This is a genomic window from Caballeronia concitans, from assembly GCF_001544615.1.
GTDB lineage: Bacteria > Pseudomonadota > Gammaproteobacteria > Burkholderiales > Burkholderiaceae > Caballeronia > Caballeronia concitans.
Genome location: NZ_FCNV02000001.1, coordinates 280,300 through 304,328, shown reverse-complemented (window position 1 = coordinate 304,328; position 24,029 = coordinate 280,300). Strand labels below are relative to the sequence as shown.

The following is a 24,029-nucleotide window of genomic DNA, read 5'->3' as shown; positions in this document are numbered from 1 at the left end:
AAAGCCCGCGAGAGACGACACTCGCGGGCCTTCAGAACAGAACTTCGAGAATTAAAACGGCGACGCCGCCGGCACACGCCCTCGCGTCCTCGAAGGCTTGGACAACTTCGGCCCCAGTTCGCCGTCCATCGAACGCGGGCGCGGCGCGGGCGGCGGCGCTTGCGGTTCGTCGGCCTGTTCGTAATGCGGCTGCACGCTGGTGGGCGCCGGCTTGCCCTTGCCGTCGCGAATCCACTGTTCGCCGAGTTGATGATTCGGCGTCTGGCTGAAATGCTCGACGAGGTGATCGATGAACGTCCGCACCTTCGCCGGCAAATGCCGCCGGCTCGGATACGCCACGTTGATCTCGACCTGCGGCAACTGATAATCGCTCAGGAGGCGCACGAGCTGGCCGCGCGTCGTATCGTTGCCGATCAAGTAGCTCGGCAGAATCGCGATGCCCATGCCGAGCAGCGCGAACTGGCGCAGCATTTCCGTGTTATTCGCGATGATCACGTTCGACGGCCGCACGCGCACTTCGCCTTCCGGGCCAGTGAACACGCGTTCGTCGCCCCAATACTCCGACGGCAGACTGAGACACGGATGCTCCAGCAAATGCTCGGGGCGCGTCGGCGTGCCGTGCTTTTCGAGATACGCGGGCGTCGCGCACACGGTCATGCAGCCGGTCGTCAGCCGCCGCGTGACGACGCTCGCGCTCTTCACCTGCCGCGCAATGACGATGCCGACATCGAATCCTTCCTCCACCAGATCCACCTGGCGGTCCACCAGCGTCACATCGGGGATGACTTTCGGATAGCGCTGCGCGTACGTCTGCAGCACCGGCGCGAGATTGTGCAGGCCGAACACGACGGGCGCGACGATGCGCAGCGAGCCGAGCGGCTCGTGATTGCGCGCGACGACCATCTGTTCGACGTCTTCGAGTTCATCGAGAATTTGGCGCGCACGCTCCAGATAAACCTGACCGGATTCCGTGAGCGAAAGACTGCGCGTGGTGCGGTTGAGCAGGCGCGTGCCGAGACGGCTCTCGAGGTCCGCGACGTGCCGCGTCGCGACCGCGTTCGAGATGTCCATCGCGTTCGCGGCTCTGGCAAAACTGCCGAGATCGGCCACGCGGACGAACACTCTCATCGACTGCAAATGATCCATGGGACAACTCCTGCCGCCAGGCGGCTATAAATTCTGCTGCAAGGCAATTCAGAATTATCCTAGGACTAGCGAAATCGTGCAGAAGTTGCGGGCGGGCGTCGCCTTATCGAAAAAAACCGTTGAAGAATCGCGTTCGGCAGCGAAAGATGACCCGCCGCCAACGCGAAACTGACACGCGCCCGGCGACCGCGATCGCCGGGCGGCAAAACGCTACGGAAAATCAGGCCGCGAGCCGCTTTTCCATGCCGGCCTTGGCTTCCGGCAGCGCCTGCGGAAGTCCGCTCTGCAGCTTGCTGAACAGCTCGTCGTGGAGCGCGAGTTCATCGCGCCAGGCGGCGTCATTGACCGAGATGACTTGCTCGAACTGGTCGCGCGTGAAATCCAGTCCGCCCCAGTCGATGTCCTCGTAACGCGGCGAAATGCCGAACGCGTGCTCCTCGCCGCTCGCCGTGCCTTCGATGCGGCCGACCATCCAGTTCAGCACGCGCATGTTTTCGCCGAAGCCCGGCCACACGAACTTGCCGTCGTCGCCTTTGCGGAACCAGTTGACGCAGAAGAACTTCGGCGCTTTCGCGTCGAGCGCTTCCAGGCGTTCGCCGATCTTCAGCCAGTGGCCGAAGTAATCGCTCATGTTGTAGCCGCAGAACGGCAGCATCGCGAACGGATCGCGGCGCACGACGCCCTGCTGGCCCGCGGCGGCGGCCGTGGTTTCGGAGCCCATCGTGGCCGCCATGTAGACGCCTTCCTTCCAGTCGCGCGCCTCGGTCACGAGCGGCACCGTGGTCGAACGGCGCCCGCCGAAGATGAACGCGTCGATGGGCACGCCCGCCGGATTCTCCCAATCCGGATCGATCGACGGACACTGCGACGCCGGCGCCGTGAAGCGCGCATTCGGATGCGCGGCCTTCGCGCCCGTTTCCTTCGCGAGTTCCGGCGTCCAGTCGCGGCCTTGCCAGTCGATGAGGTGTGCGGGCGGCGTGTCGGTCATGCCCTCCCACCAGACGTCACCGTCGTCGGTCAGCGCGACGTTCGTGAAAATCACGTTTTCCTTCAGCGTCGCCATGGCGTTGAAGTTGGTCTTTTCGCTCGTGCCGGGCGCGACGCCGAAGTAGCCAGCTTCCGGGTTGATCGCGTAGAGGCGGCCGTCCTTGCCGGGCTTGATCCAGGCGATGTCGTCACCGATGGTCGTCACCTTCCAGCCGTTCAGGTCTTGCGGCGGAATCAGCATCGCGAAGTTGGTCTTGCCGCACGCGGACGGGAACGCCGCCGCGACGTGATGCTTGCGACCCTCGGGCGACGTGACGCCGAGAATCAGCATGTGTTCGGCGAGCCAGCCTTCGTCGCGGCCCATCGTCGATGCAATGCGCAGCGCGAAGCACTTCTTGCCGAGCAGCGCGTTGCCGCCGTAGCCCGAGCCGAAGCTCCAGATTTCGCGCGATTCGGGGAAATGCACGATGTATTTCGTGTCGTTGCACGGCCACGGCACGTCCTTGCGGCCATCCGCGAGCGGCGCCCCGACCGAATGCACGCACGGCACGAACTCGCCGTCTTCGCCGAGCACATCGAACACTTCGCGGCCCATGCGCGTCATGATGCGCATATTCGTGGCGACGTACGGGCTATCCGACAACTCCACGCCGATATGGGCGATGGGCGAGCCGAGCGGGCCCATCGAGAACGGCACGACGTACATCGTGCGGCCGCGCATCGAGCCGTCGAAGAGACCGTCGAGCGTCGAGCGCATTTCCTTCGGGTCGATCCAGTTGTTCGTCGGGCCCGCGTCTTCGCGACGTTCCGAGCAGATGAACGTTCTGTCTTCGACGCGCGCGACATCCGAGGGATCGGAACAGGCCAGGAAGGAATTGGGGCGTTTGGCGGGGTTGAGCTTCTTCATCGTGCCGGCGGCGACCATCTGTTCGCAGAGCCGGTCGTACTCGGCTTGCGTGCCGTCGCACCATACGACGCGATCCGGCTTGGTCAGCGATGCAACGCGTTGAACCCATTCGATCAATCGTCGGTGCCGGACATAGGCCGGCGCCTCTACGTCGACGACGTTGTTTTTGTTTTCTTCGACTACTGCGGGCTGGTTCATCGAGCTGTCTCCGTGTCTGCAATGAAAACCTTGGGCCCGGACGCTGCATGCGAGAGGCGTTGCAACTGGAACCGCCATGCTTTTCGGGAGATATTTGTCGCACGAAAGGCGGTTTCCATGGCCGTTGCTGCGTCATCGGGCCTGATCCCTGCGACTCCGCCGTGAGGCGGCTTGCATCGCGAAGGAACAAACTGTTAAAAAGAGATACTAAGCGGCCTGTCCCTTTGAGGATTACCGTGTTTTCCGCAATGGCGCCGCGTTTTGCTTTCGCGGTCCTGCTTTTGAGGCATTTTCACAGTGGCCATTGCACTCCAAAAAGGGGAATCAAGCATAGCACCGCAGAGCAGCGCTGCCTTTGATACTCCGCAGTGAAGACTCGTTCACGCGACCAAAGAGCGAATATGTCGGTAATTACCCGAAGTTAATCGCTCCATTTCTGCGAGCCAATAGGACCGCGCAGCAGGTTTAATGCCTACTCAAAGCCAATCAACAATGCCCATGAAAATCGCCATTCTCGACGACTACCAGGACGCCGTTCGGAAGCTCGACTGCTTCCATTTACTCGATGACCACGAGGTAAAGGTCTTTAATAACACGGTGCGTGGACTCGGACAGTTGGCTAGCAGACTGTCGGAAGTGGATGCGCTGGTGCTGATCCGCGAACGCACGCGAATCAGCTCGCAGCTTCTCGATAAATGCCCGAAATTGCGCATGATCAGCCAGACCGGGCGCGCGGGCGGCGGCCATATCGATATCGACGCGTGTACGGAACGCGGCATCGCCGTGCTCGAGGGCACGGGTTCGCCGGTTGCGCCGGCCGAGCTGACGTGGGCGCTCATCATGGCGGCGCAGCGGCGCATTCCGCAGTACGTCGCGAATCTGAAGCAGGGCGCGTGGCAGCAGTCGGGGCTAAAGACGTCCGCGCTGCCGCCGAACTTCGGTCTCGGACAAGTGCTGCGCGGCCAGACGCTCGGCATCTGGGGCTACGGCAAGATCGGCCAGATGGTGGCGGGCTACGGCAAGGCGTTCGGCATGAACGTGCTCGTGCATGGCCGCGAACATTCGCTCGAAGCGGCGCGCAAAGATGGCTTTGCCGTCGCGGAAAGCCGCGAGGCGTTCTTCGAGCAAAGCGACGTCCTCACGCTGCATCTTCGGCTGAACGACGAAACGCGCGGCATCGTGCGGACGGATGACTTAATGCGCATGAAGCCGACCGCGCTCTTCGTCAACACGAGCCGCGCGGAACTGCTCGAAGAGAACGCGCTGCTGAACTCGCTGCATCACAATCGGCCGGGGATGGTCGCCGTCGATGTCTTCGAAAGCGAGCCGATCCTGCAAGGCTACAGCCTGTTGCGCATGGAGAACGTGATCTGCACGCCGCATATCGGCTATGTGGAGCGCGAGAGCTACGAGCTGTACTTCAGCGCGGCGTTCAAGAACATCCTCGCGTTCGATGCCGGCGATACGTCGAGCGTCGCGAATCCCGAAGCGCTTCAGCACGCGCGCCGCCGGTGACGTTCAGAGCGTCTCGATCTGGATGGAAGGCTCGCATCGCACCGGAAAATTCACCGAGTTCGCGATGAAACAAAAGCGGTGCGCCTCTTCGTGCAGGCGCGCCGCGAGCCCGGCATCCGCGCCCGCGCCGATGCTCACGGCCGGGCGCAGCAGCACATCGGTGAAGCGGCCGCTTCCGTTCGCGTCTTCCTGCATCTGGCCGATGGCTTGATCGACATAGCCGGTCACGACGATTCCGTTGACCGCGCACAGGTGCAGATACCACAGCATGTGACACGACGACAGCGAGGCCACGAACAACTCCTCCGGATTGTGGCGCGCGGCGTCGCCGCGAAACGCGGGATCGCTGGATGCGTCGATGGCGGGCTTGCTCCCGACGCGCACGACGTGATCGCGCGAGTAGGCATCGTAGGCGGACGTGCCCGAGCCGCGATTGCCCGTCCACGCGACGGTGAGTTCGTAGATGTGCTGTTTCGCCATGACTGGCTCCTCAAGCGACGTGCGATGCGGTTTCCAGAAGACGCGGAAGGCGTTCGAGAAAGTCCTCGCCGTCCACGCGGCCCAGGTCGTAGGCGTGCTGCATTTGCGAAGGACTCGTGTAGTCCCAGCTCGATATCGGCACCTTGCGCGACGGCTGCACGTAGAGACGCCGCTGGTCGCCGTGCGGCACGACGAACATGCGCTCACGCGGATACAGCCGCGTGACCATCACGAGCACCGTTCCCGGCGATGCATCGAGCGCGGAGACGGGCACGTTGTCGACCATCCCGCCGTCGAGCACGGGGCGGCCGTTGCGGCGAAGGATCGGCGTGAAAGGCGGCGTGCTCGACGATTGCAGGATCAGATCCGCGAGATCTTCGATGCTCGCGCACTCCTGCGCCGTCACGAACTCGGGATGAAAGCCGAGTGCCTGGCCGAGCGTCGGATGCAGCGTCTTGCGCACGTACTTTTCGATGTTATACGCGATCAGCCCGGCCGCGACGGCGCTGCGTGCGCCGAGCCAGCGCGGCAGATGCGAGACGCCGATGCGAATCTCCGGCGCCGAAGCGAGTTCGGTGAAGCGGTCGGCGAAGATGTCGAGCAGCGCCTGCCGATAGATCCGGTAATGCGGAAACACCGATTGTCCGCGCAGCAGGTTGCCCCAGTACGCGTTCTTCGTGTTGCCGCGCAGGGCTTGCGCGTAGTAGTCCATGACCCAGCGCGCGTCGTTGGTGTAGAGCATGCACGCGGTGGCCGCGCCCGCCGAGATGCCCGCGATGATGCGCGGCCTGAGCTCGAGTTCCGGCCGGATGACGTCCCAGAAACCGGCTTGCCACCAGCAGCGGTTGCCGCCGCCGGCGAATACGACCTGATCGAACATTTATTTGCTGATGAGCGCGTAGGTTGTCGTGGCGTGGGCGGCGAGTTCGCCGTTGGCGTCGTGCATGTCGATTTCGCCGAACACGAGATTGCGTCCGCGACGCATGACGCGCGCGGTGACGAGCACGTTGCCTGACTTCACCGGCCGCATGAACGTGGTGTTGAGCGAGACGGTGGTCATCGGCGAGAAGCCGCCCATGACGTGGGAGATGGCGACGACCATCGCGGTATCGGCGGCGGCCATGAAGACCTGACCGCAGATGACGCCGCCCGCGTGCCGCAGATGATCCGAATACGGCAGACGCAAGGTGACGCAGTCATCGCCGATAGATTCGGGTTCCAGCGACAACTCGCGCACCCACGGCGCGAGAATGTTGTCCAGCAACGCGCGGATGGCGGCTTCGTCCATTTTTCTTCGCGGTTCAATGCGGTTGGGGAGGCGTCATGATACCGGGTGGGTTCTCGATGCGGCTGACTTGGCTGAACGGCCTCTTCACGCGGAGCAAAAATTCCTGTTCGAAGGGCTTGCGCTTTTCGAATTTCTCCCGCTATAATTTCGCTTCTGTTGGGGCGTTAGCTCAGTTGGTAGAGCAGCGGACTCTTAATCCGTAGGTCGAGTGTTCGAGTCACTCACGCCCCACCACCAGATTTGAAAGGCCGGTCTAGCGAAAGCTGACCGGCCTTTTGCTTTTGCGCGTCGGTCTGCCGTCAACGCACCTAAACCACCTCCGCGCCTCTCTTCACCAGCAACTCCCGCAGCACAGACCGATGGCACCGCGCCTCATTCTCGCAATAACACCCGACCGATAAATTCGTCGTATGCGACAGCGCCGCCAGCAGATCGAGCGACTTGCTCGCATCGCTCTCCGCCATTTGCGCCTTGAACTTCTTCACGAAGTCGCGCCAGTCCTTGTCCGTTTCCGCGTGCAGCGCCTCGGTCACCAGTTCCGGCGGCGGCGACAGATTCGGATACCACACGTCGTAGAAATCGCGGCTCGCGAACTCGGACTTCGGCACGCCGCGCGGCGGACGGCGAACCGTGCCAATGCGCAAGCCTTCGTTTTCCGCGCGCGGTGAGCCGAGCCGCACGATTCGAATGGCCATTTCCTGTCTCCTTGAATGATGATCGGCACAGCATAGCCGTCGCCGATATGTCGATGAAAGCTCGCGCGGCATGGGCGAGCGTAATGCGCCGGCTTCCCGTATCGTGTCGAATTATTCTCTATCCGCTTAGATCCGGAAACTTCACCGACGTGTCCGCCGATACCCCGCAAACCACGCCCCGCGACCCCGACGCGCCGATGACCTCGCTCGAGCGCCGCGGCATGGCCGCGATGCTGCTCGCCGTCGCGCTCGCGACACTCGATACCGCCATCGCCAACACGGCGCTGCCCGCCATCGCCGCCGATCTGCACGCCACGCCCGCCGCGTCCGTCTGGATCATCAATGCATACCAGCTCGCGATGGTCGCCACGCTGTTGCCGCTCGCCGCGCTTGGCGGGATAGTCGGGCATCGGCGCGTTTATCTGAGCGGGCTCGTCCTGTTCACGATCGCATCGGCGGTATGCGCGTTCTCGTGGTCGCTGCCGACGCTCGTCGCCGCGCGCCTGCTGCAAGGGCTCGGCGCGAGCGCGATCATGAGCGTCAACACCGCGCTCATCAGCGCCATCTTCCCGCTGCATCGGCTCGGGCGCGGCGTGGGGCTGAATGCGCTCGTGGTCGGCATCGCGTTCGCCGTGGGGCCGACTGTCGCGTCGATCGTGCTCTCGCTCGGGACCTGGCCGTGGCTCTTCGCCGTAAATCTGCCGGTCGGCGTGCTTGCGTTCACGATCGCGTGGCCCGCGTTGCCGCAGACGAAGCGCAGCACACACGGCTTCGATCGCGTCGCGGCGGCGCTCAACGTCGTCACGTTCGCGTCGCTGATTTTCGCGCTGGGCGAAGCGGCGCAGCGCGCGCCGTCGGGGACCGTGATCGCATCGTTCGGCGTGGCGCTCGTCGCGGGCGCGCTGATGCTGCGTCGCGAGCGCGGCCATCCTGCCCCTATGTTGCCCGTCGATCTCTTTCGACGCCCGATGTTCGCGCTCTCGACGATGACCGCCGTCTGCTCGTTCGCCGCGCAAGGGCTCGCGTTCGTGTCGCTGCCGTTCTATTTCGAAAGCGTGCTCGGCCGCACGCAGGTCGAAACCGGCTTTCTGATGACGCCGTGGTCGGCGCTCGTCGCGTTGATGGCGCCGGTCGCGGGGCGGCTGTCGGATCGATATCCGCCGGGTCTGCTCGGCGGCATCGGGCTGGCGACGCTGTGCGCGGGCATGGTGTCGCTGGCGGCGTTGCCGGCGAATCCGCATGCGCTGGATATCTGCATCCGCATGGCGATTTGCGGAGCGGGCTTCGGCTTCTTCCAATCGCCGAATCTGAAGGCGTTCATAGCGAGCGCGCCCCGTGAGCGCAGCGGAGGCGCAAGCGGCGTAGTCGCGACGGCGCGGCTCATCGGGCAGGCGGTCGGCGCGGCGCTCGTGGCGCTGTGCTTCGGGATCGCGGGCAAGCACGGGCCGGGACTCGCGCTTTCGCTGGGCGCGGGATTCGCGGGCGCGGCGAGTGTCGCGAGCGGCTTGCGGCTGGTGACGCGGGATCGCGGCGAGCAGGCGGTGGAGATGGCGCGGGAGTGAGTGGCGCGCGGCTGACAAGGGATCGTCGCGCGATGAGGTCGAGGGCGCGCGAATTGAAACGCCGCCGCTCGCCGCGTGTTCCAGGGACGCGGCAAGCAACGTGCGTTCATGCGAGAAACGCTTTGATCCGCCGCGTCGCCGAATAGAAGTCGGTGCGAGTACCGCGCGATCACGGCGGCTTCATCCACAACGACGCGCCGCCACGCAGCGTCGCCCTATAAAGCGCTGCAAACACGACGCGAGCAGACACGCCCTCACATCCGCCGAACCTTGACCTTGCGCCCCTTGAGCTTGCCGACGCTCAGCTTACGCACCGCATCGTCCGCGACGCCCCGCTCCACGGCGACGTAAGTCACCATATCCATCACGTTGATCTTGCCGATCTGCTCGCCCTTGAAGCCCGCTTCGCCGGTGAGCGCGCCGAGCACATCACCGGGGCGGATCTTGTCCTTGCGGCCGCCAAGAATCTGCAGCGTCGCCATCGGCGGCTTCAGATGCCCCGGTTCCGCCGACGTCAGTTCCGAGATCGGATGCCACTCCACTTCCGCGCGCTGCGCCTCTTCGATCGCGCCGACGCGTCCCATCTCGTCCATGCTCGCGAGCGACAGCGCCCAGCCCTCTTCGCCCGCGCGCCCCGTCCGTCCGATGCGATGCACGTGCACTTCGGGATCGGGCGTCACATCGACGTTGATGACCGCTTCGAGTTGGGAAATGTCGAGCCCGCGCGCGGCGACATCGGTGGCGACGAGCACCGAGCAACTGCGATTGGCGAACTGCACGAGCACCTGATCGCGCTCGCGCTGCTCGAGTTCGCCATGCAGCGTCAGCGCCTCGAAACCTTGCGCGAGCAACACGTCGAGCAGATCGCGGCATTGCTGCTTCGTGTTGCAGAACGCGAGCGTGCTGACCGGGCGATAGTGATCGAGCAGCAAGCCGACCGCGTGCAGCCGCTCGTGGTCTTCCACCTGATAGAAGCGCTGCTTGATCTTCGCGTTGCTGTGCTGCTCGGTGAGCTTGATTTCCCGCGGATTGCGCAGGAATTGCTGGCTCAGTTTCGCGATGCCTTCCGGATACGTCGCCGAGAACAACAGCGTCTGCCGATCCTTCGGACACTGCCGCGCCACCGACGCGATATCGTCGAAGAAGCCCATGTCGAGCATGCGATCGGCTTCGTCGAGGACGAGCGTGCGGACGGCATCGAGCGAAAGCGTCTCGCGCTGTAGGTGATCCATGATCCGCCCCGGCGTCCCGACGACGATATGCGCGCCGTGTTCGAGACTCGCGATCTGCGGACGCATCGGCGTGCCGCCGCACAGCGTCAGCACCTTGATGTTTTCCTCGGCGCGCGCGAGGCGGCGGATTTCCTGCGTGACCTGATCGGCGAGTTCGCGCGTCGGGCAGAGCACGAGCGCTTGTACGGCGAACTGGCCGGCATCGAGCCGGGCGAGCACCGGCAGAGTGAAGGCGGCGGTTTTGCCGCTGCCTGTTTTCGCCTGCGCGATGAGATCGTGACCCGCGAGCGCGTGCGGCAGGCTGGCGGCCTGGATCGGCGTCATCGACGAGTAGCCGAGTTGTTGCAGGTTCGCCTGCATCGCGGGCGAGAGCGGCAGGCTGGCGAAGGAGGTGTCGGTCGTCATGGTTAGTGCTTTCCGTAGGGCGGAACGTCCTTGACTTGCTCGTAGCTGACCTCGCCTTGTGCGTCTTTCTGGCGCGTCACGTAATTGCGCGCGCCGCACATCGGGCAGCGAAAGAGCAGGCCTTGGCCTTCGTTGTGGATGACGACGTCGGAGAGTTGCCAGTCGGCGCCGCAGGACTGGTTTCGGCAGGTGAACATGGTGGGGTCGCTGACGCGATCGATGGGTTCAAAGGCGAGAGTGTACGCGGGTCGGCGGCGGGGGGCGTGCGATTCAGAACGGGCGCGCACGTCCCCTGAATACTTGCGCGCGATGCCACGAGACGAACGAGTGAGACGGATGATGCTCGATCCGCACGGGCGCATTCAGTTGGCCGCCGTGATGTCTCAGCAAGATTTGTTCGAACTGCTCCGTGCCGTGGGCGTCTTCGGAGACCAGCACGCGCCGGTCGTCGCCGAGGGTGAAAGCGCCCATGTCGAAGAGCTTGTGGTGCAGGCAGCACAACGCGATGCCGTTTTCGACCACATCCGGGCCGCGATACTGGAACCACTTGATATGCGCGGCTTCGAGGCCGATCGTGCGGTTGCAGATTCGCATGTCCAGATTGCACAGCGCGCAGCGGTACTGATACGCACGCAGGACGTTGTCGCGGAATTCCGGATCGCGGCGCGTCTTGCCGCTCTCGGGTGCTTCGTCGAACGCTGCATCGACCGACAGGCCGACTGCCGCGAGAATGTCCTCGTGCATGCTATCGGCGAAGTGCGCGTTGAGCAGCGTGCGCGCGACTTTGCCGATGGCCTGCGGATGAGTGTCGAAAACACGCTGCACGTCATCGGAGAACCGGCCGACGGCGTCGATGCGGCGCAACTGCGTCTTGCTGAGATCAGCGTTCGACGCGATGCGGTTCGTCGCGTCGCCTGTCTGGACTTGCCACACGTCGTCGCTTTGCAGGCGCAGAAAGGGCATTTCAGGGTATAGCGTCCGGCGCGAAGGACCGAACTCGCGCAGCAGTTCGTTGAGCTTGCTTTCGTACTGAACGAACGGAACGGTGTGGATGCCGCGACGGTATAAACCCAGCGCCAGCAGCGCGAGCAAAGGCTTGTGCGGCGCGCGTTCGTCGCCGCGCTGCCAGACCTTCAACGCATCGAAACGTTGAAGGATGTCCGGCGGATGCGAGGCTTTCATGCGGTTTGATGTCGATGAACTTCAGGCGAGGCGGTCGCGTAGGGATCTTCGATCCCTACGCACCTGCTTAACCCTCAAACGTCAATATTCCCCGCCCGCAGCGCATTGGTCTCGATAAACGCGCGGCGCGGCTCGACGTCATCGCCCATGAGCGTCGTGAAGATGCCATCGGCAGCAATCGCGTCCTCGATCTGCACGCGCAGCAGACGCCGCACGTTCGGATCCATCGTCGTTTCCCAAAGCTGCTCGGGATTCATTTCGCCCAAGCCCTTGTACCGCTGCTTCGAAACGTTGCGCTCCGCATCCGCGATCAGCCACTTCATCGCGTTCTTGAAGTCCGACACGGCCATCGACCGCTCGCCGCGCTTGATCAGCGCGCCTTCGCCGATCAGGCCCTTGAACGTATCCGCCGTCGACACGAGCTGCTTGTAGTCAGCGGTCAATTGCAGGTCTTCGTCGAACACGGAAACCTTGACGTTGCCATGATGACGCCGCTTGATATGCAGCGACCTTACCTCGCGCACCTGATCGTAAGCCGCTTCGACCGACACTTCCGGCTTCAGCGGATCGGCGCGCAAACGCTCTTCCAGCCGCTTCGCCGATGCCTCCGCCTGTTCCTGCGACGACAGATCGATCACCACGCCGTCCATCACCGCTTCGAGCGCGGCGGCATCGTAAATACGGCTGATACGATCCACCACCGCCTGCGCCAGCAGATACGCACGCGCGAGTTCGCCGAGCGCATCGCCGGAAATGGCTTCCGCGCCTTCGCTCGGAATCAACTCGGAGCCGTGCAGCGCGAGCTTCAGCATGTGCTGGTTCAGCTCGTGCGCGTCCTTCATGTACCGCTCGTCCTTGCCCGCCTTGATCTTGTACAGCGGCGGCTGCGCGATGTAGATATACCCGCGCTCCACGATCTCCGGCATCTGCCGGTAGAAGAACGTCAGCAGGAGCGTACGGATGTGCGCGCCGTCCACGTCCGCATCGGTCATGATGATGATGCGGTGATAGCGCAGCTTGTCGAGGTTGTAGTCGTCCTTGCCGATACCGCAGCCCAGCGCCGTCACGAGCGTCACGATCTGCTCGGACGAAATCAGCTTGTCGAAGCGCGCCTTCTCCACGTTCAGCACCTTGCCGCGCAGCGGCAAGATAGCCTGGAACTTGCGGTCGCGCCCCTGCTTCGCCGATCCACCCGCCGAGTCGCCCTCGACGATATAAATCTCCGACTTCGCCGGGTCCTTCTCCTGGCAATCCGCGAGCTTGCCCGGCAAGCCGATGCCATCGAGCACGCCCTTGCGACGCGTCATCTCACGCGCCTTGCGCGCGGCGTCACGCGCACGCGCGGCATCGACGATCTTGCTCGTGATGATCTTCGCGTCGTTCGGCGTTTCCTGCAGATAATCTTCCAGCGCCTTCGCGACGATTTCCTCGACCGGCGCGCGCACTTCCGACGACACCAGCTTGTCCTTCGTCTGCGAGCTGAACTTCGGCTCCGGCACCTTCACCGAGAGCACGCACGAAAGACCTTCGCGCATATCGTCGCCGGTCGTCTCGACCTTCGCCTTCTTCGCGATCTCGTTATCGACGATGTACTTGTTGATGACGCGCGTCATCGCGGCGCGCAGGCCGGTCAAGTGCGTGCCGCCGTCGCGCTGCGGGATGTTGTTCGTGAAGCAGAGCACGCTTTCGTTGAAGCTGTCGTTCCACTGCATCGCCACTTCGACGGTCACGTTCTCGCGCTCGCCGATCGCGTGGAACACGGTCGGATGCAGCACCTGCTTCTGCTTGTTGATGTATTCGACGAAGCCCTTCACGCCGCCCGCGAACGCGAAATCGTCTTCCTTGCCGGTACGCAGATCCGTCAGCCGGATACGCACGCCGTTGTTCAGGAACGAAAGCTCGCGCATGCGCTTGGCGAGAATGTCGTAGTGAAATTCGACATTGCCGAAGATGGTCGCGTCCGCCAGGAAGTGCACTTCGGTGCCGCGATTTTCCGTGTCACCGACGACGGGCATCGGCGAATACTGCACGCCGTCTTCCTCGACGATCTCGCGGTTCTGCACCACGCCGCGCGCGAATTCCATGAAGTGCTTCTTGCCGTCGCGGCGCACGGTGAGGCGCAGCCATTCGGACAGCGCGTTCACGCACGAGACGCCCACGCCGTGCAGCCCGCCCGACACCTTGTAGCTGTTCTGGTCGAACTTGCCGCCCGCGTGCAGCTCGGTCATCACGATTTCGGCGGCGCTGCGCTTCGGGTCGTGCTTGTCGTCGCGCTTCAGGCCCGTGGGCACGCCGCGGCCGTTGTCGGTCACGGAGATGGAGTTGTCCGCGTGAATGGTCACGTGGATGTCGTCGCAATAGCCCGCGAGCGCTTCGTCGATGGAGTTGTCCAGCACTTCGAATACGAGGTGATGCAGACCGGTGCCATCCGACGTATCGCCGATATACATGCCCGGGCGCTTGCGCACCGCCTCCAGACCTTCGAGGATCTGAATGGACGATGCGCCGTAGCTGTTGTCGGGTTGCGAATTTGTGTTTTCAGTCATGGATTTCTTCCGGTTCTGCGTCACTGCTTCGGTTACTGCTCGAACTTTTCAAAACACCTTAAAAACGCCAAAGGGGCGCGCCGCCCCTTGGAGTGTCATCGGTATCGCGCGCATCAGATGCGCATCGGCATCACCACGTATTTGAATTCCTCGTTCTCGGGAATTGTAATGAGCGCGCTCGAATTGGCGTCGCCCAGCGCGACTTGCAGCGTGTCGACCTTCAGATTCGCGAGCACGTCGAGCAGATACGTGACGTTGAATCCGATATCGACGGTATCGCCCTGATACGCGATCTCGAGTTCTTCCTGCGCCTCTTCCTGATCCGCGTTGGTCGACATGATCTTCAACTGGCCCGGCTCAATCAGGCAGCGCACGCCCTTGAACTTGTCGGAAGTCAGAATGGCCGCGCGCTGCAGCGAGCGCTGCAATTCCTCGCGGCCGATTTCGAACGTGTTCTTGTGCGACTTCGGAATCACGCGCTGGAAGTCGGGGAACTTGCCTTCCACGAGCTTCGACACCAATTCCACCTGACCGAACGTGAACTTCACCTGCGTGGCGGCGATGTCGATCTTCAGCGTGTCGTCGATGTCTTCCAGCAAGCGCTGAAGTTCCAGAATGGTCTTGCGCGGAATGATGACTTCCTGACGCGGGAACGCGCCGCCGTCGATTTTCATCGACGAAAACGCGAGACGGTGGCCATCCGTTGCGACGGCCATCAACTGGTCGCCGTCCACCACGAGCAGCATGCCGTTCAGGTAGTAACGGATGTCCTGCTGCGCCATCGCGAAATACACCATGCCGAGCAGTTGGCGGAACGTCTTTTGCGGAACCGACAGGCTCGCGCCGAAGTCAGTAGCCTGGTTGACCGTGGGAAATTCGTCTGCGGCGAGCGTCTGGAGCGCGAAGCGGCTCTTGCCCGAACGCACGGTGAGGCGCTTGTCGGACAGGTCGAGCGCGACTTCGCCGGAGGGCATGGCGCGCAGGATGTCGAGCAGCTTGCGCGCGGCGACGGTGGTCGCGACCTGATCGCCGCCGACGCCGAAATCCGCGCGGGTGGTGATCTGCAGTTCGAGGTCCGTCGAAAGGAACGACACGTCCGCGCCGTTCTTGGTGATGAGCAGATTCGCGAGGATAGGCAACGTATGGCGGCGTTCTACGATACCGCTCACGGTTTGCAGCGGCCTTAGAAGATTATCTCGTTCGGTCTTGACCAGTTGCATAGAGTTCCTTCATTGATGTGACGGCCTGTCCAGAGGCTCGCGAACCGGTTCTCCACCGCTGCTTTGCGCTACCCCGCCGGACAACCTCGTAACACGCGTTGCCGGCCCCCCGCCGGTCACTCGCGAATGCTTGCGCTAAGAACCGCCCAGGCCAACGGACGGCAAACCTGTATTGTGCCTCAAAACGGAACCACTCCCTAAAAATAGGGGCGTTTTCGCCAATAAACAGGCCTGCGGCATGCGCTTTTCGAGGCGTGCGTTCTTCAGTCACGCATCGCGCGGGCTCAGCCCTTGAGCGTCTGCTCGAGCACGTGCAGTTCGTGGTTCAGTTGCGCGTCGTTGCCGCGCTCCGCGGCGATTTTGCGCACCGCGTGCAGCACGGTCGTGTGGTCGCGTCCGCCGAACAATTCCCCGATCTCCGGCAGGCTCTTCTGCGTCAGTTCCTTCGCCAGATACATCGCGATCTGGCGCGGGCGCGCGATATTGGCCGGCCGCTTCTTCGAATACATGTCGGCGACCTTGATGTTGTAAAAATCGGCGACGGTCTTCTGAATGTTCTCGACCGAAATCTGCCGGTTCTGCACCGTCAGCAGGTCTTTCAGCGCTTCGCGCGTCAGTTCGATGGTGATCTCGCGCCCGTGGAACTTCGAATACGCGAGGATCTTGCGCAGCGCGCCTTCGAGTTCGCGCACGTTCGAGCGCAGATGCTTCGCGACGAAGAACGCGACGTCTTCCGACAGGCTCACGCCTTCGGAGAACGCCTTGCGCATCAGAATGGCGACGCGCATTTCCAGCTCGGGCGGCTCGATGGCGACCGTCAGCCCCGAGTCGAATCGCGAGATCAGGCGATCGTCGATGCCCGAGATTTCCTTCGGATACGTGTCGCTCGTGATGATGACCTGCGCCTTGTTCGCGACGAGCGCCTCGAACGCGTAGAAGAACTCTTCCTGCGTGCGCGACTTGCCGGAGAAGAACTGAATATCGTCGATGAGCAGCAGGTCGAGCGAGTGATAGTAGCGCTTGAAGTCGTCGAACGCCTTGCGCTGGTACGCCTTCACCACGTCGGACACGTACTGCTCCGCGTGGATGTAGCGGATGCGCGCGCCGGCCTTGTCCATCAACAATTGATTGCCGATGGCGTGAATCAGGTGCGTCTTGCCGAGGCCCACGCCGCCGTACAGAAAGAGCGGGTTGTACGAGATGCCCGGATTGTCGGCGACCTGAATGGCCGCCGCGCGCGCGAGCTGGTTCGCCTTACCGGTCACGAAGTTGTCGAACGTGAGCACCGGATTGAGCTTCGAACGTTCGAACGCGGAATCGTTTTCACCGCCGGCCGAAGGCGCGCCGCCCGGACGCCACGTGCGCCGGCCTGCGGCGGCTTCATTGGCGTCGAGGCTCGGGAGATCGAGATCGGCCTGGTCTTCCTGCATCGCCTGCGCCTGCTGGGCGGCTTCGGCCGCGAGCGCGTTGATGTGCGCGGCGGCGTTCGCGTGCGCGACGACGGTCGGCGCCTGTTGCGCGGGCGATGGCGCCGACGGCGCCGGCGGACGCGGCGCGGTCACGCTCGGGCGCGGCGCCGCATTCGGCCCGCCGCCGATCGCGTTGCGCGCGGTGGCTTTCGGATCGAGAACGAATTGCACGTCGATCGGCGCGCTGAAGAACTCCCGCGCCACGTCGGCGATGCGTCCGGAGAACTGGCTCTTCACCCAGTCGAGCTTGAAGCGATTCGGGGCGGCGATGCGCAAGGTGCTTGCGTCGGCATCGAAGTCGACCGGGGTCAGCGGCTTGATCCACGTGACGTACTGCTGGGGCGTGAGCTCGCGCTCCAGCAATGCGGAACAGTGTTCCCAGAAATCGTTCATCGAATGCGGTCGTTATGGTTGCTGCGCGCACCTGCGGCCATGCTTGCCAGAATGACGGGCAAGTCCCGGCACGGCCATGCAGGTATGCTCCGGAGGCTTACGCCGCAAGGGTTTGCGGGCGAACGGCGGGCCGAAGCAGCGGGCGGATATTTGGGAGTAAGGCGAGATTCTAACGCCAAACCAGCAGGACGCGCGAGTTATCCACAGGGTCAAATCAGCGCGAGGATCGGTGCCGCGAAACAGCCGATGTATCGCCCGTAAGCGCTAAACTATTGACGGTCAATAGGAAAACGGTTTAAATAGCGGGTTCCGCGAAAACAGAATTCCTGAACCTCCGGCCATCGCGCTTGCAGTGACCACACTGGAGCCTTAGCCCGCGCGGTCAATCAACTCAAGTGAGAGCACCATGAAACGTACTTACCAACCTTCCGTTACCCGTCGCAAGCGCACCCACGGCTTTCGCGTTCGCATGAAGACCGCTGGCGGCCGCAAGGTCATCAACGCTCGCCGCGCGAAGGGCCGCAAGCGCCTGGCAGTCTAAAGACCGCCCGGTTGCTGCTCGGTAACGGCGGTAACGGGCGCGTGCTCTGCACCGCACAGAAGTCTTGAAACAGGACATCGTTCAGTTGCCGGCGCACGCCGCGTTCCCCAAGGCCGCAAGGCTGCTGAAAACGGATGAGTTCTCATCCGTTTTTCGTTTGCGCCCCTGGCGACGCTCGCCGCACTTCGTTCTGTACGGCAAGCCCACGGGCGGCGGGGCGCGGCTGGGTCTCGTCATCGGCAAGAAGCAGGCGCCGCGCGCGGTCACACGCAATCTGATCAAGCGGCTCGCGCGCGAGGCGTTTCGTCTGCGGCGCGACAAGCTGCGCGGATTCGACATTCTCGTGCGATTGCACGCGAAGATCGACCGCAAAGCCATGCCGAGTGCCAGTTCGCCGCCGCTCCTTGCGTTGTGCCGGGACGAACTGGAAACATTGCTCGATCGTGCCGTGCGCGAAGTTGCGCGCCGCGCGGCCGAACCCGTGACGGCGCCGCCGAGCGCGCCCGCCGTCGACGATTCATCCGGCCCTTCGGGGTCATGAAGCGCAGGCTTCGTCAGGTCCGGCCCTCGCGGCGGACGTGACGCGCGGCGCGAAGCTTATGCAAACGGCACTCATCGCGTTGTTGCGCTTCTACAAGGTTGCCGTGAGCCCGCTGCTCGGCAACCGGTGCCGCTTTTACCCTTCCTGTTCCGACTACGCGCGCGAGGCAATCCAGTATCATGGCGCCGCGCGTGGCACGTATCTGGCCGCGAGAAGGCTTTGCCGCTGCCATCCTTTTTCGGCGGGCGGGATCGATCTCGTGCCGCCGCCCGCCGGGCGCGCTGATGTTCCCGACACGCTCGATCCGCGAGTTGCCGGCCTTCTCGAAGAAGAACCGGCAGCGCAAGCCGCTCAAAAAAAGCATTCACCACTAAACGGCGCCTAAGGCGCTTATCGATCGACACTGAGACAACGCATGGATATCAAACGCACCGTCCTATGGGTCATCTTCTTCGTGTCAGTTGTCATGCTGTTCGACAACTGGCAGCGCGACCACGGGCGCCCGTCGATGTTCTTCCCGAGCGCGACGCAGCCGGCCAAGACCGCCAGCAATCCGGCACCTGGCTCGGCGACGCCGGGTACGCAGCCGTCCGAACTGCCCAACGCGCCGGCCGGCACGGCGCCCGGCACCGCGACGCCACCCGCCACGGCGGCATCGCAACTGGTCAAGTTCACGACGGATGTGTATTCCGGTGAGATCGACACGCGCGGCGGCACGCTCTCGAAGCTGTCGCTCCTGAAAGAAGGCGACGGCAAGCAGCCCGACCTCTACATCACGCTGTTCGATCACACCGCGAACCATACGTACCTCGCGCGCACGGGCCTGCTCGGCGGCGACTTTCCGAATCACAACGATGTCTTCACGCCGGTGCCCGGCCAGACTTCGCTGTCGGGCGATGCGAAGACGCTGACGCTCGCGTTCGAATCGCCGGTGAAGGGTGGCGTGAAGGTCGTGAAGACGTACACGTTCACGCGCGGCAGCTACGTGATCAACGTCGATACGAAGATCGAGAACGTCGGCACCGCGCCGGTCACGCCGAAGCTCTACATGGAACTCGTGCGCGACAACACGCCGGTGGAAACGCCGCGCTTCTCTCACACGTTCATCGGGCCGGCTGTCTATACCGAAGCGAAGCACTTCCAGAAGATCGATTTCTCCGACATCGACAAGAACAAGGCCACGTTCGTGCCGTCCGCGAACAACGGCTGGATCGCGATGGTGCAGCATTACTTCGCGTCCGCCTGGATTCCGAAAGAAGGCACGCCGCGCGACATCTACGTGCAGAAGATCGATCCGGTGCTGTATCGCGTCGGCGTGCAGCAGGCGGTGCCGACGATCGCGCCGGGACAAAGCGTGAATGTCGATGCGCGCCTCTTCGCCGGTCCGGAAGAAGAGCGCATGCTGGAAGGCATCGCGCCGGGACTGGAGCTGGTGAAGGACTACGGCATGGTGACGATCATCGCCAAGCCGCTTTTCTGGCTGCTCGAGAAGATTCATGGCTTCGTCGGCAACTGGGGCTGGGCGATCGTGCTGCTCACGCTGCTGATCAAGGCGGTGTTCTTCCCGCTGTCGGCGGCGAGCTACAAGTCGATGGCGCGCATGAAGGAAATCACGCCGCGCATGCAGCAGATTCGCGAGCGCTTCAAGAGCGATCCGCAGAAGATGAACGCGCAGCTGATGGAGCTGTACAAGACCGAGAAAGTGAATCCGTTCGGCGGCTGTCTGCCGGTGGTCGTGCAGATTCCGGTGTTCATCTCGCTGTACTGGGTGCTGCTGTCGTCGGTGGAAATGCGCGGCGCGCCGTGGATCGGCTGGATTCACGATCTGTCGCAGCAGGACCCGTACTTCATCCTGCCGGTGCTGATGGCCGTCTCGATGTTCCTGCAGACGAAGCTGAACCCGACGCCGCCGGACCCGGTGCAAGCCAAGATGATGATGTTCATGCCGATCGCGTTCTCGGTCATGTTCTTCTTCTTCCCGGCGGGTCTCGTGCTGTACTACGTGGTGAACAACGTGCTGTCGATCGCGCAGCAGTACTACATCACGCGGATGATGGGCAAGGGCCGGAAGAAAGCGGCTTGAGGCTCGCTTCTAGGTTGGTTTGAAGTGGAAACGCCCGGCTTTGGCCGGGCGTTTTTTATTGGTGCCTGCGGATTTTGGGAATCAGCGCTTCATCGCCCCATAAAACTGATCGATGAGTTCTTCGAGCAGATAGCGATGATGCGGCGACAACGCCTCGATCTTCGACGCCAGTTCCAGCGTCTCCTCCGATGCCGGGTACTTTTCGTCGCGCGCGAGCGGCTTCGGCGTGGTCTGCGAACTGCCGCTCGGCGGCGGACCGTAGTGCAGCCAGTGCAAATCCACCTTCAGCCACTCGGCGAGCAATTCCAGTTTATCGACGGTTGGAATCGAGCGTCCCGTGAGCCATTTGTGCGCCGTTTGAGCGGACACCGGTTCGCCCTGAAAGCGCAGGTTGAATTTATTCGCGAGGTCGGTGGCGCCGCGCATCCTCTCGGGCGAGCGGGTCATCGAAAATTTGAGGCGTTCCGAGAAATCGGCTTTTTCTTGGGGTGTCGGCATGCTTTCGATTGTGCAAGGCAATCATTGCCTAGTAGTCAACCAGCCGGGCGATATCTGACTGAATTCGGAGCGCTTTTATCTTTCCCAGGCTTAATCTATTGCTGCTTTGAGGCAACCAATCGGCCGCGCTGATCCAGCTCTGACGGGCACTTAGCGCGGTTTTTCGGTACGAAAGCCGCGACCCTTCGAATCAAAGCCCTATCTTATTTAAGATAATGCAAGAATCATCCTAACGCTGGGCGGTAGGACCCGCGCGATACAATGCCGGCACATCTGCTTTCACACTGACACGCCATCATCATGTTGACTAACGACACCGATCCGATCGTCGCCATTGCCACCGCGCCTGGGCGTGGCGGGATCGGCGTCGTGCGGCTGTCGTTCGGGCGCGCGGGCGAAGCTGCTGCCCTAGAAGCGATGCGCGCGCTATGCGGCCAGCCGCTCGCGCCGCGCCACGCGAGCTACGTGCCGTTCATCGACGGTAACGGGGAAGCGCTCGACCGCGGCATCGCGCTGTACTTTCCCGCGCCGCATTCGTACACCGGCGAACACGTGCTGGAATTGCAGGGCCACGGAGGCCCGATCGTGCTGCAGCTCGTACTGCAACGGGCGATCGAAGCGGGCCGAGGCTTCGGGATTCGCCTCGCGGAACCTGGCGAGTTCACGCGCCGCGCCTTTCTCAACGACAAGCTGGATCTCGCACAAGCCGAAGCCGTCGCCGATTTGATCGAAGCGAGCACGGAAGCCGCCGCGCGATCGGCCGGCCGTTCGCTCGAAGGCGCGTTCTCGCGCGAAATTCACGCGCTCGTGGAAGACGTCATCACGCTGCGGATGCTGGTCGAGGCGACGCTCGATTTCCCCGAGGAAGAAGTCGACTTCCTCGAAGCCGCCGACGCACGCGGCAAGCTCGCGCGCATTCGCCAGCGCCTGGACACGGTGCTCGCCGACGCGCGTCAGGGCGCGTTGCTGCGCGAAGGGATGTCGGTGGTGCTGGCGGGGCAGCCGAATGTCGGCAAGTCGTCGCTGTTGAACGCGCTCGCGGGCGCCGAACTGGCGATCGTCACGCCGATTGCCGGCACCACGCGCGACAAGGTCGCGCAGACGATTCAGGTGGAAGGCATTCCGCTGCATATCATCGATACCGCAGGCTTGCGCGAGACCGAGGATGAAGTGGAGCGCATCGGCATCGAGCGGACGTGGGGCGAAATCGAACGCGCCGACGTCGTGCTCCATCTGCTCGATGCGCGCGCCGCGACGACGTCCGAAGACGCAGCGATCGCCGCGCGGTTTCCACAGGGCGTGCCGGTCGTGCGGGTGTTGAACAAAACGGACCTCGCAGGGACGCCCGCGGCCGTGCACGAGGGCGACGACCATGCGCGCGAAGTGAATCTTTCCGCGAAAACGGGCGATGGCATCGAGTTACTACGCGGCGAACTGCTCAAAATCGCCGGATGGCAGGCGGGCGCAGAAAGCGTGTATCTCGCGCGCGAGCGGCATTTGATCGCGCTGCGCGAGGCGCGCGATCATCTCGCGTTCGCCGCCGATCACGCGAATCAGCAGTCGCAGGTATTGGATTTGTTCGCCGAAGAACTGCGGCTCGCGCAGGACAGCCTCAACGCGATTACCGGCGAATTCACGTCGGATGATCTGCTGGGCGTGATTTTCAGCCGGTTCTGCATCGGGAAGTGATTACGCGCCTTCCGGCCGCCCGAGCTCGCGCAATTCCGCGCTAAGCCGCTCGACCTCGTCGGGCCGCCCATGAAATGCGGCCGGCGTGTTCTGGAACATCTCGATTCGATACACGCCATCGCACAGCGACAGCACGAGCGTCTGAATGGCGTTGAGCCGCTCGTCGAGCGCGGTAGCCCCACGCGGCCACATTCCCGCGACGGCGCGCAGCAACAGCGTCTGCTCACCAGCAAGACGCCTTACCTCGCGCACCTTCGCGACGAAGAGCGGCGTCGGATGATGCGCGAAGATCGGCTCCAGATGCGCCTCTATGCGGGCGCGCCCATCGATTGTGCTGCCGTCGAAGCCGACGAGGCTGCCGCGCTCGGTGAAGCGCGCGGCCATGGCGGCGGCGTCCTGGCGGTTCCAGTCGCCGAGCAACGCGTCATAGACGTGCCGCGCGCTCGAGGCCCAATCGTCGGGCTGGCTCATGCTGCCTTCTTCCACGCCGCCGCGAACACGCCCGCGCCCATTAGCAGCGCGCCGCCGGTGCGGTTCACCGCGCGCTGGACGCTTGGCTTGCGGATGGCCCGCCGCGCGCCCGATGCGAGCAGCGCGTAAGCGAACGCGTTGGCGGCCGCGAGACCGATGAACGTCGCTTCGAGAATGGCGATCTGGGAGACGCTGGCCGCGTGCGGATCGACGAATTGCGGCACGAACGCGACGAAGAAAATGATGCTCTTCGGATTGAGCGTGGTGACGGCGTACGCATGCGCCATGATGCGACCCGTGCGCAAGTCGTTGCTGGGCACGACGGCATCCGTATCGACGACGGGCGCGCGCCACAGCTTCACGCCCAGATAGAACAAGTACGCCGCGCCGATCCATTTCACCACCATGAACAGCTCGGCCGATGCCGCGAGCAGCACGCCGAGGCCGAGCATCGAAGCGGTCATCGCGGTGAAATCGCCGAGCGCGACGCCAAGTGTGGTCGCGAGCGCGTACTTGCGACCGTGGCCGAGCGCGTACGACACCACGAGCAGCACGGTCGGCCCGGGAATCGCGACCAGAATTGCCGATGCGATGGCGAACGGCAGCCATTGTGCGAGAGTCATTCTTCTTTCTCCTGAAGGTCTCCTGTGGGAAGAGTCGATTAATCCACGAACGGCGGCGCATGGCAATAGTCCGTGCGGCCAGCTTTTTGTGCTGTACCGCTTGTGCTGGCCGCACCGGCCGCATCGTCGGATGCCGCTCACCGGGCGTTCATGCGCCGCACAAATCGGCATCCGAGATAAATCGTCGCGAGAAACGACATTGCGCGCCGATTATTTTTCGCCTTTCGACCAGTTTTCGGCCTTGCAAGATGAAATAGCACAGACGTTAATAGTCGATGCAGACCTGCGACATTCTGTCTTGTTGCGATCGCACACAACATATGCTTGCAACTTTCGGGCACTCATCTAGCATCAGTCT

22 protein-coding genes and 1 tRNA gene are annotated in these 24,029 nt (G+C 63.2%); 8 read left to right on the top strand and 15 right to left on the bottom strand.

What is annotated here, in order from left to right:
- Positions 1 to 51: 51 nt before the first annotated feature.
- Positions 52 to 1,146, bottom strand: a complete 1,095-nt coding sequence (gene gvmR / locus AWB72_RS01425; protein ID WP_040053215.1) for a transcriptional regulator GvmR — start codon at positions 1,144 to 1,146, stop codon at positions 52 to 54.
- A gap of 220 nt (positions 1,147 to 1,366) precedes the next feature.
- The gene (locus AWB72_RS01420) at positions 1,367 to 3,238 is read right to left on the bottom strand and encodes a phosphoenolpyruvate carboxykinase (GTP) (RefSeq protein ID WP_040053216.1); all 1,872 of its coding nucleotides are present in this window, start codon (positions 3,236 to 3,238) and stop codon (positions 1,367 to 1,369) included.
- A 498-nt stretch (positions 3,239 to 3,736) separates the two neighbouring features.
- Between AWB72_RS01420 and AWB72_RS01415 the strand changes: the two genes are divergently transcribed.
- On the top strand, positions 3,737 to 4,753 hold the full coding sequence (locus AWB72_RS01415; RefSeq protein WP_040053217.1) for a D-2-hydroxyacid dehydrogenase family protein: 1,017 nt from the start codon (positions 3,737 to 3,739) through the stop codon (positions 4,751 to 4,753).
- 3 nt (positions 4,754 to 4,756) lie between these two features.
- Here the strand turns inward: AWB72_RS01415 and AWB72_RS01410 are convergent, their stop codons facing one another.
- From AWB72_RS01410 to AWB72_RS01400, 3 genes are read right to left on the bottom strand one after another with little or no spacing between them, the layout of a single operon-like run.
- Entirely contained in the window at positions 4,757 to 5,233 is a 477-nt protein-coding gene (locus AWB72_RS01410) for an OsmC family protein (RefSeq protein ID WP_040053218.1), read from the bottom strand.
- A gap of 10 nt (positions 5,234 to 5,243) precedes the next feature.
- Positions 5,244 to 6,113, bottom strand: a complete 870-nt coding sequence (locus AWB72_RS01405) for a patatin-like phospholipase family protein (protein WP_040053219.1) — start codon at positions 6,111 to 6,113, stop codon at positions 5,244 to 5,246.
- Entirely contained in the window at positions 6,114 to 6,521 is a 408-nt protein-coding gene (locus AWB72_RS01400; RefSeq protein ID WP_040053220.1) for a PaaI family thioesterase, read from the bottom strand.
- A gap of 158 nt (positions 6,522 to 6,679) precedes the next feature.
- Here AWB72_RS01400 and AWB72_RS01395 point away from each other — a divergent pair.
- Positions 6,680 to 6,755, top strand: a tRNA-Lys gene (locus AWB72_RS01395).
- Positions 6,756 to 6,829: 74 nt separating this feature from the next.
- Here the strand turns inward: AWB72_RS01395 and AWB72_RS01390 are convergent.
- Positions 6,830 to 7,216: a DUF488 domain-containing protein gene (locus tag AWB72_RS01390; RefSeq protein WP_040053221.1), complete on the bottom strand. Its 387-nt coding sequence runs from the start codon at positions 7,214 to 7,216 to the stop codon at positions 6,830 to 6,832.
- Between the two features lie 197 nt (positions 7,217 to 7,413).
- On the opposite strand from AWB72_RS01390, the gene AWB72_RS01385 reads away from it, so the two are divergent.
- Positions 7,414 to 8,778 (top strand): MFS transporter, encoded by a 1,365-nt coding sequence (locus tag AWB72_RS01385; RefSeq protein ID WP_040053287.1) that lies wholly within the window; start codon positions 7,414 to 7,416, stop codon positions 8,776 to 8,778.
- A gap of 254 nt (positions 8,779 to 9,032) precedes the next feature.
- Here AWB72_RS01385 and dbpA read toward each other — a convergent pair whose 3' ends face one another.
- The 6 genes from dbpA to dnaA form a co-directional block, all read right to left on the bottom strand.
- Positions 9,033 to 10,415, bottom strand: coding sequence for an ATP-dependent RNA helicase DbpA (gene dbpA, locus AWB72_RS01380; protein ID WP_040053222.1), 1,383 nt, complete (start codon positions 10,413 to 10,415; stop codon positions 9,033 to 9,035).
- 2 nt (positions 10,416 to 10,417) lie between these two features.
- Positions 10,418 to 10,612, bottom strand: coding sequence for a hypothetical protein (locus AWB72_RS01375; RefSeq protein WP_040053223.1), 195 nt, complete (start codon positions 10,610 to 10,612; stop codon positions 10,418 to 10,420).
- A 73-nt stretch (positions 10,613 to 10,685) separates the two neighbouring features.
- Complete coding sequence (locus tag AWB72_RS01370) at positions 10,686 to 11,597, bottom strand: phosphorothioated DNA-binding restriction endonuclease (protein ID WP_040053224.1); 912 nt, start codon at positions 11,595 to 11,597, stop codon at positions 10,686 to 10,688.
- Positions 11,598 to 11,671: 74 nt separating this feature from the next.
- Positions 11,672 to 14,143 (bottom strand): DNA topoisomerase (ATP-hydrolyzing) subunit B, encoded by a 2,472-nt coding sequence (gene gyrB / locus AWB72_RS01365; RefSeq protein WP_040053288.1) that lies wholly within the window; start codon positions 14,141 to 14,143, stop codon positions 11,672 to 11,674.
- Between the two features lie 113 nt (positions 14,144 to 14,256).
- A complete protein-coding gene (gene dnaN / locus AWB72_RS01360) occupies positions 14,257 to 15,363 on the bottom strand; it encodes a DNA polymerase III subunit beta (protein ID WP_040053225.1) in 1,107 nt (368 codons plus the stop codon).
- 284 nt (positions 15,364 to 15,647) lie between these two features.
- Positions 15,648 to 17,225 (bottom strand): chromosomal replication initiator protein DnaA, encoded by a 1,578-nt coding sequence (gene dnaA, locus AWB72_RS01355; protein ID WP_040053226.1) that lies wholly within the window; start codon positions 17,223 to 17,225, stop codon positions 15,648 to 15,650.
- 406 nt (positions 17,226 to 17,631) lie between these two features.
- On the opposite strand from dnaA, the gene rpmH reads away from it, so the two are divergent.
- The 4 genes from rpmH (at position 17,632) to yidC (ending at position 20,390) form a co-directional block, all read left to right on the top strand.
- A complete protein-coding gene (gene rpmH, locus AWB72_RS01350; RefSeq protein ID WP_006998755.1) occupies positions 17,632 to 17,766 on the top strand; it encodes a 50S ribosomal protein L34 in 135 nt (44 codons plus the stop codon).
- A 64-nt stretch (positions 17,767 to 17,830) separates the two neighbouring features.
- A complete protein-coding gene (rnpA, locus tag AWB72_RS01345) occupies positions 17,831 to 18,307 on the top strand; it encodes a ribonuclease P protein component (protein ID WP_084593125.1) in 477 nt (158 codons plus the stop codon).
- Positions 18,308 to 18,365: 58 nt separating this feature from the next.
- On the top strand, positions 18,366 to 18,692 hold the full coding sequence (gene yidD / locus AWB72_RS01340; RefSeq protein ID WP_084593129.1) for a membrane protein insertion efficiency factor YidD: 327 nt from the start codon (positions 18,366 to 18,368) through the stop codon (positions 18,690 to 18,692).
- Positions 18,693 to 18,722: 30 nt separating this feature from the next.
- On the top strand, positions 18,723 to 20,390 hold the full coding sequence (gene yidC / locus AWB72_RS01335; RefSeq protein ID WP_040053228.1) for a membrane protein insertase YidC: 1,668 nt from the start codon (positions 18,723 to 18,725) through the stop codon (positions 20,388 to 20,390).
- Positions 20,391 to 20,471: 81 nt separating this feature from the next.
- On the opposite strand, the gene AWB72_RS01330 is transcribed toward yidC, so the two are convergent.
- Positions 20,472 to 20,888: a transcriptional regulator gene (locus AWB72_RS01330; RefSeq protein ID WP_040053229.1), complete on the bottom strand. Its 417-nt coding sequence runs from the start codon at positions 20,886 to 20,888 to the stop codon at positions 20,472 to 20,474.
- A gap of 300 nt (positions 20,889 to 21,188) precedes the next feature.
- Between AWB72_RS01330 and mnmE the strand changes: the two genes are divergently transcribed.
- Positions 21,189 to 22,577 carry a tRNA uridine-5-carboxymethylaminomethyl(34) synthesis GTPase MnmE gene (gene mnmE, locus AWB72_RS01325; RefSeq protein ID WP_087127779.1) on the top strand — a complete coding sequence of 463 codons (1,389 nt, stop codon included), beginning with the start codon at positions 21,189 to 21,191 and terminating at the stop codon, positions 22,575 to 22,577.
- Here the strand turns inward: mnmE and AWB72_RS01320 are convergent, their stop codons facing one another.
- Positions 22,578 to 23,048, bottom strand: a complete 471-nt coding sequence (locus AWB72_RS01320) for an SgcJ/EcaC family oxidoreductase (protein ID WP_040053231.1) — start codon at positions 23,046 to 23,048, stop codon at positions 22,578 to 22,580.
- Entirely contained in the window at positions 23,045 to 23,671 is a 627-nt protein-coding gene (locus AWB72_RS01315) for a LysE family translocator (RefSeq protein ID WP_040053232.1), read from the bottom strand. The genes AWB72_RS01320 and AWB72_RS01315 overlap by 4 nt, the downstream gene beginning before the upstream one ends.
- Between the last annotated feature and the right edge of the window lie 358 nt (positions 23,672 to 24,029).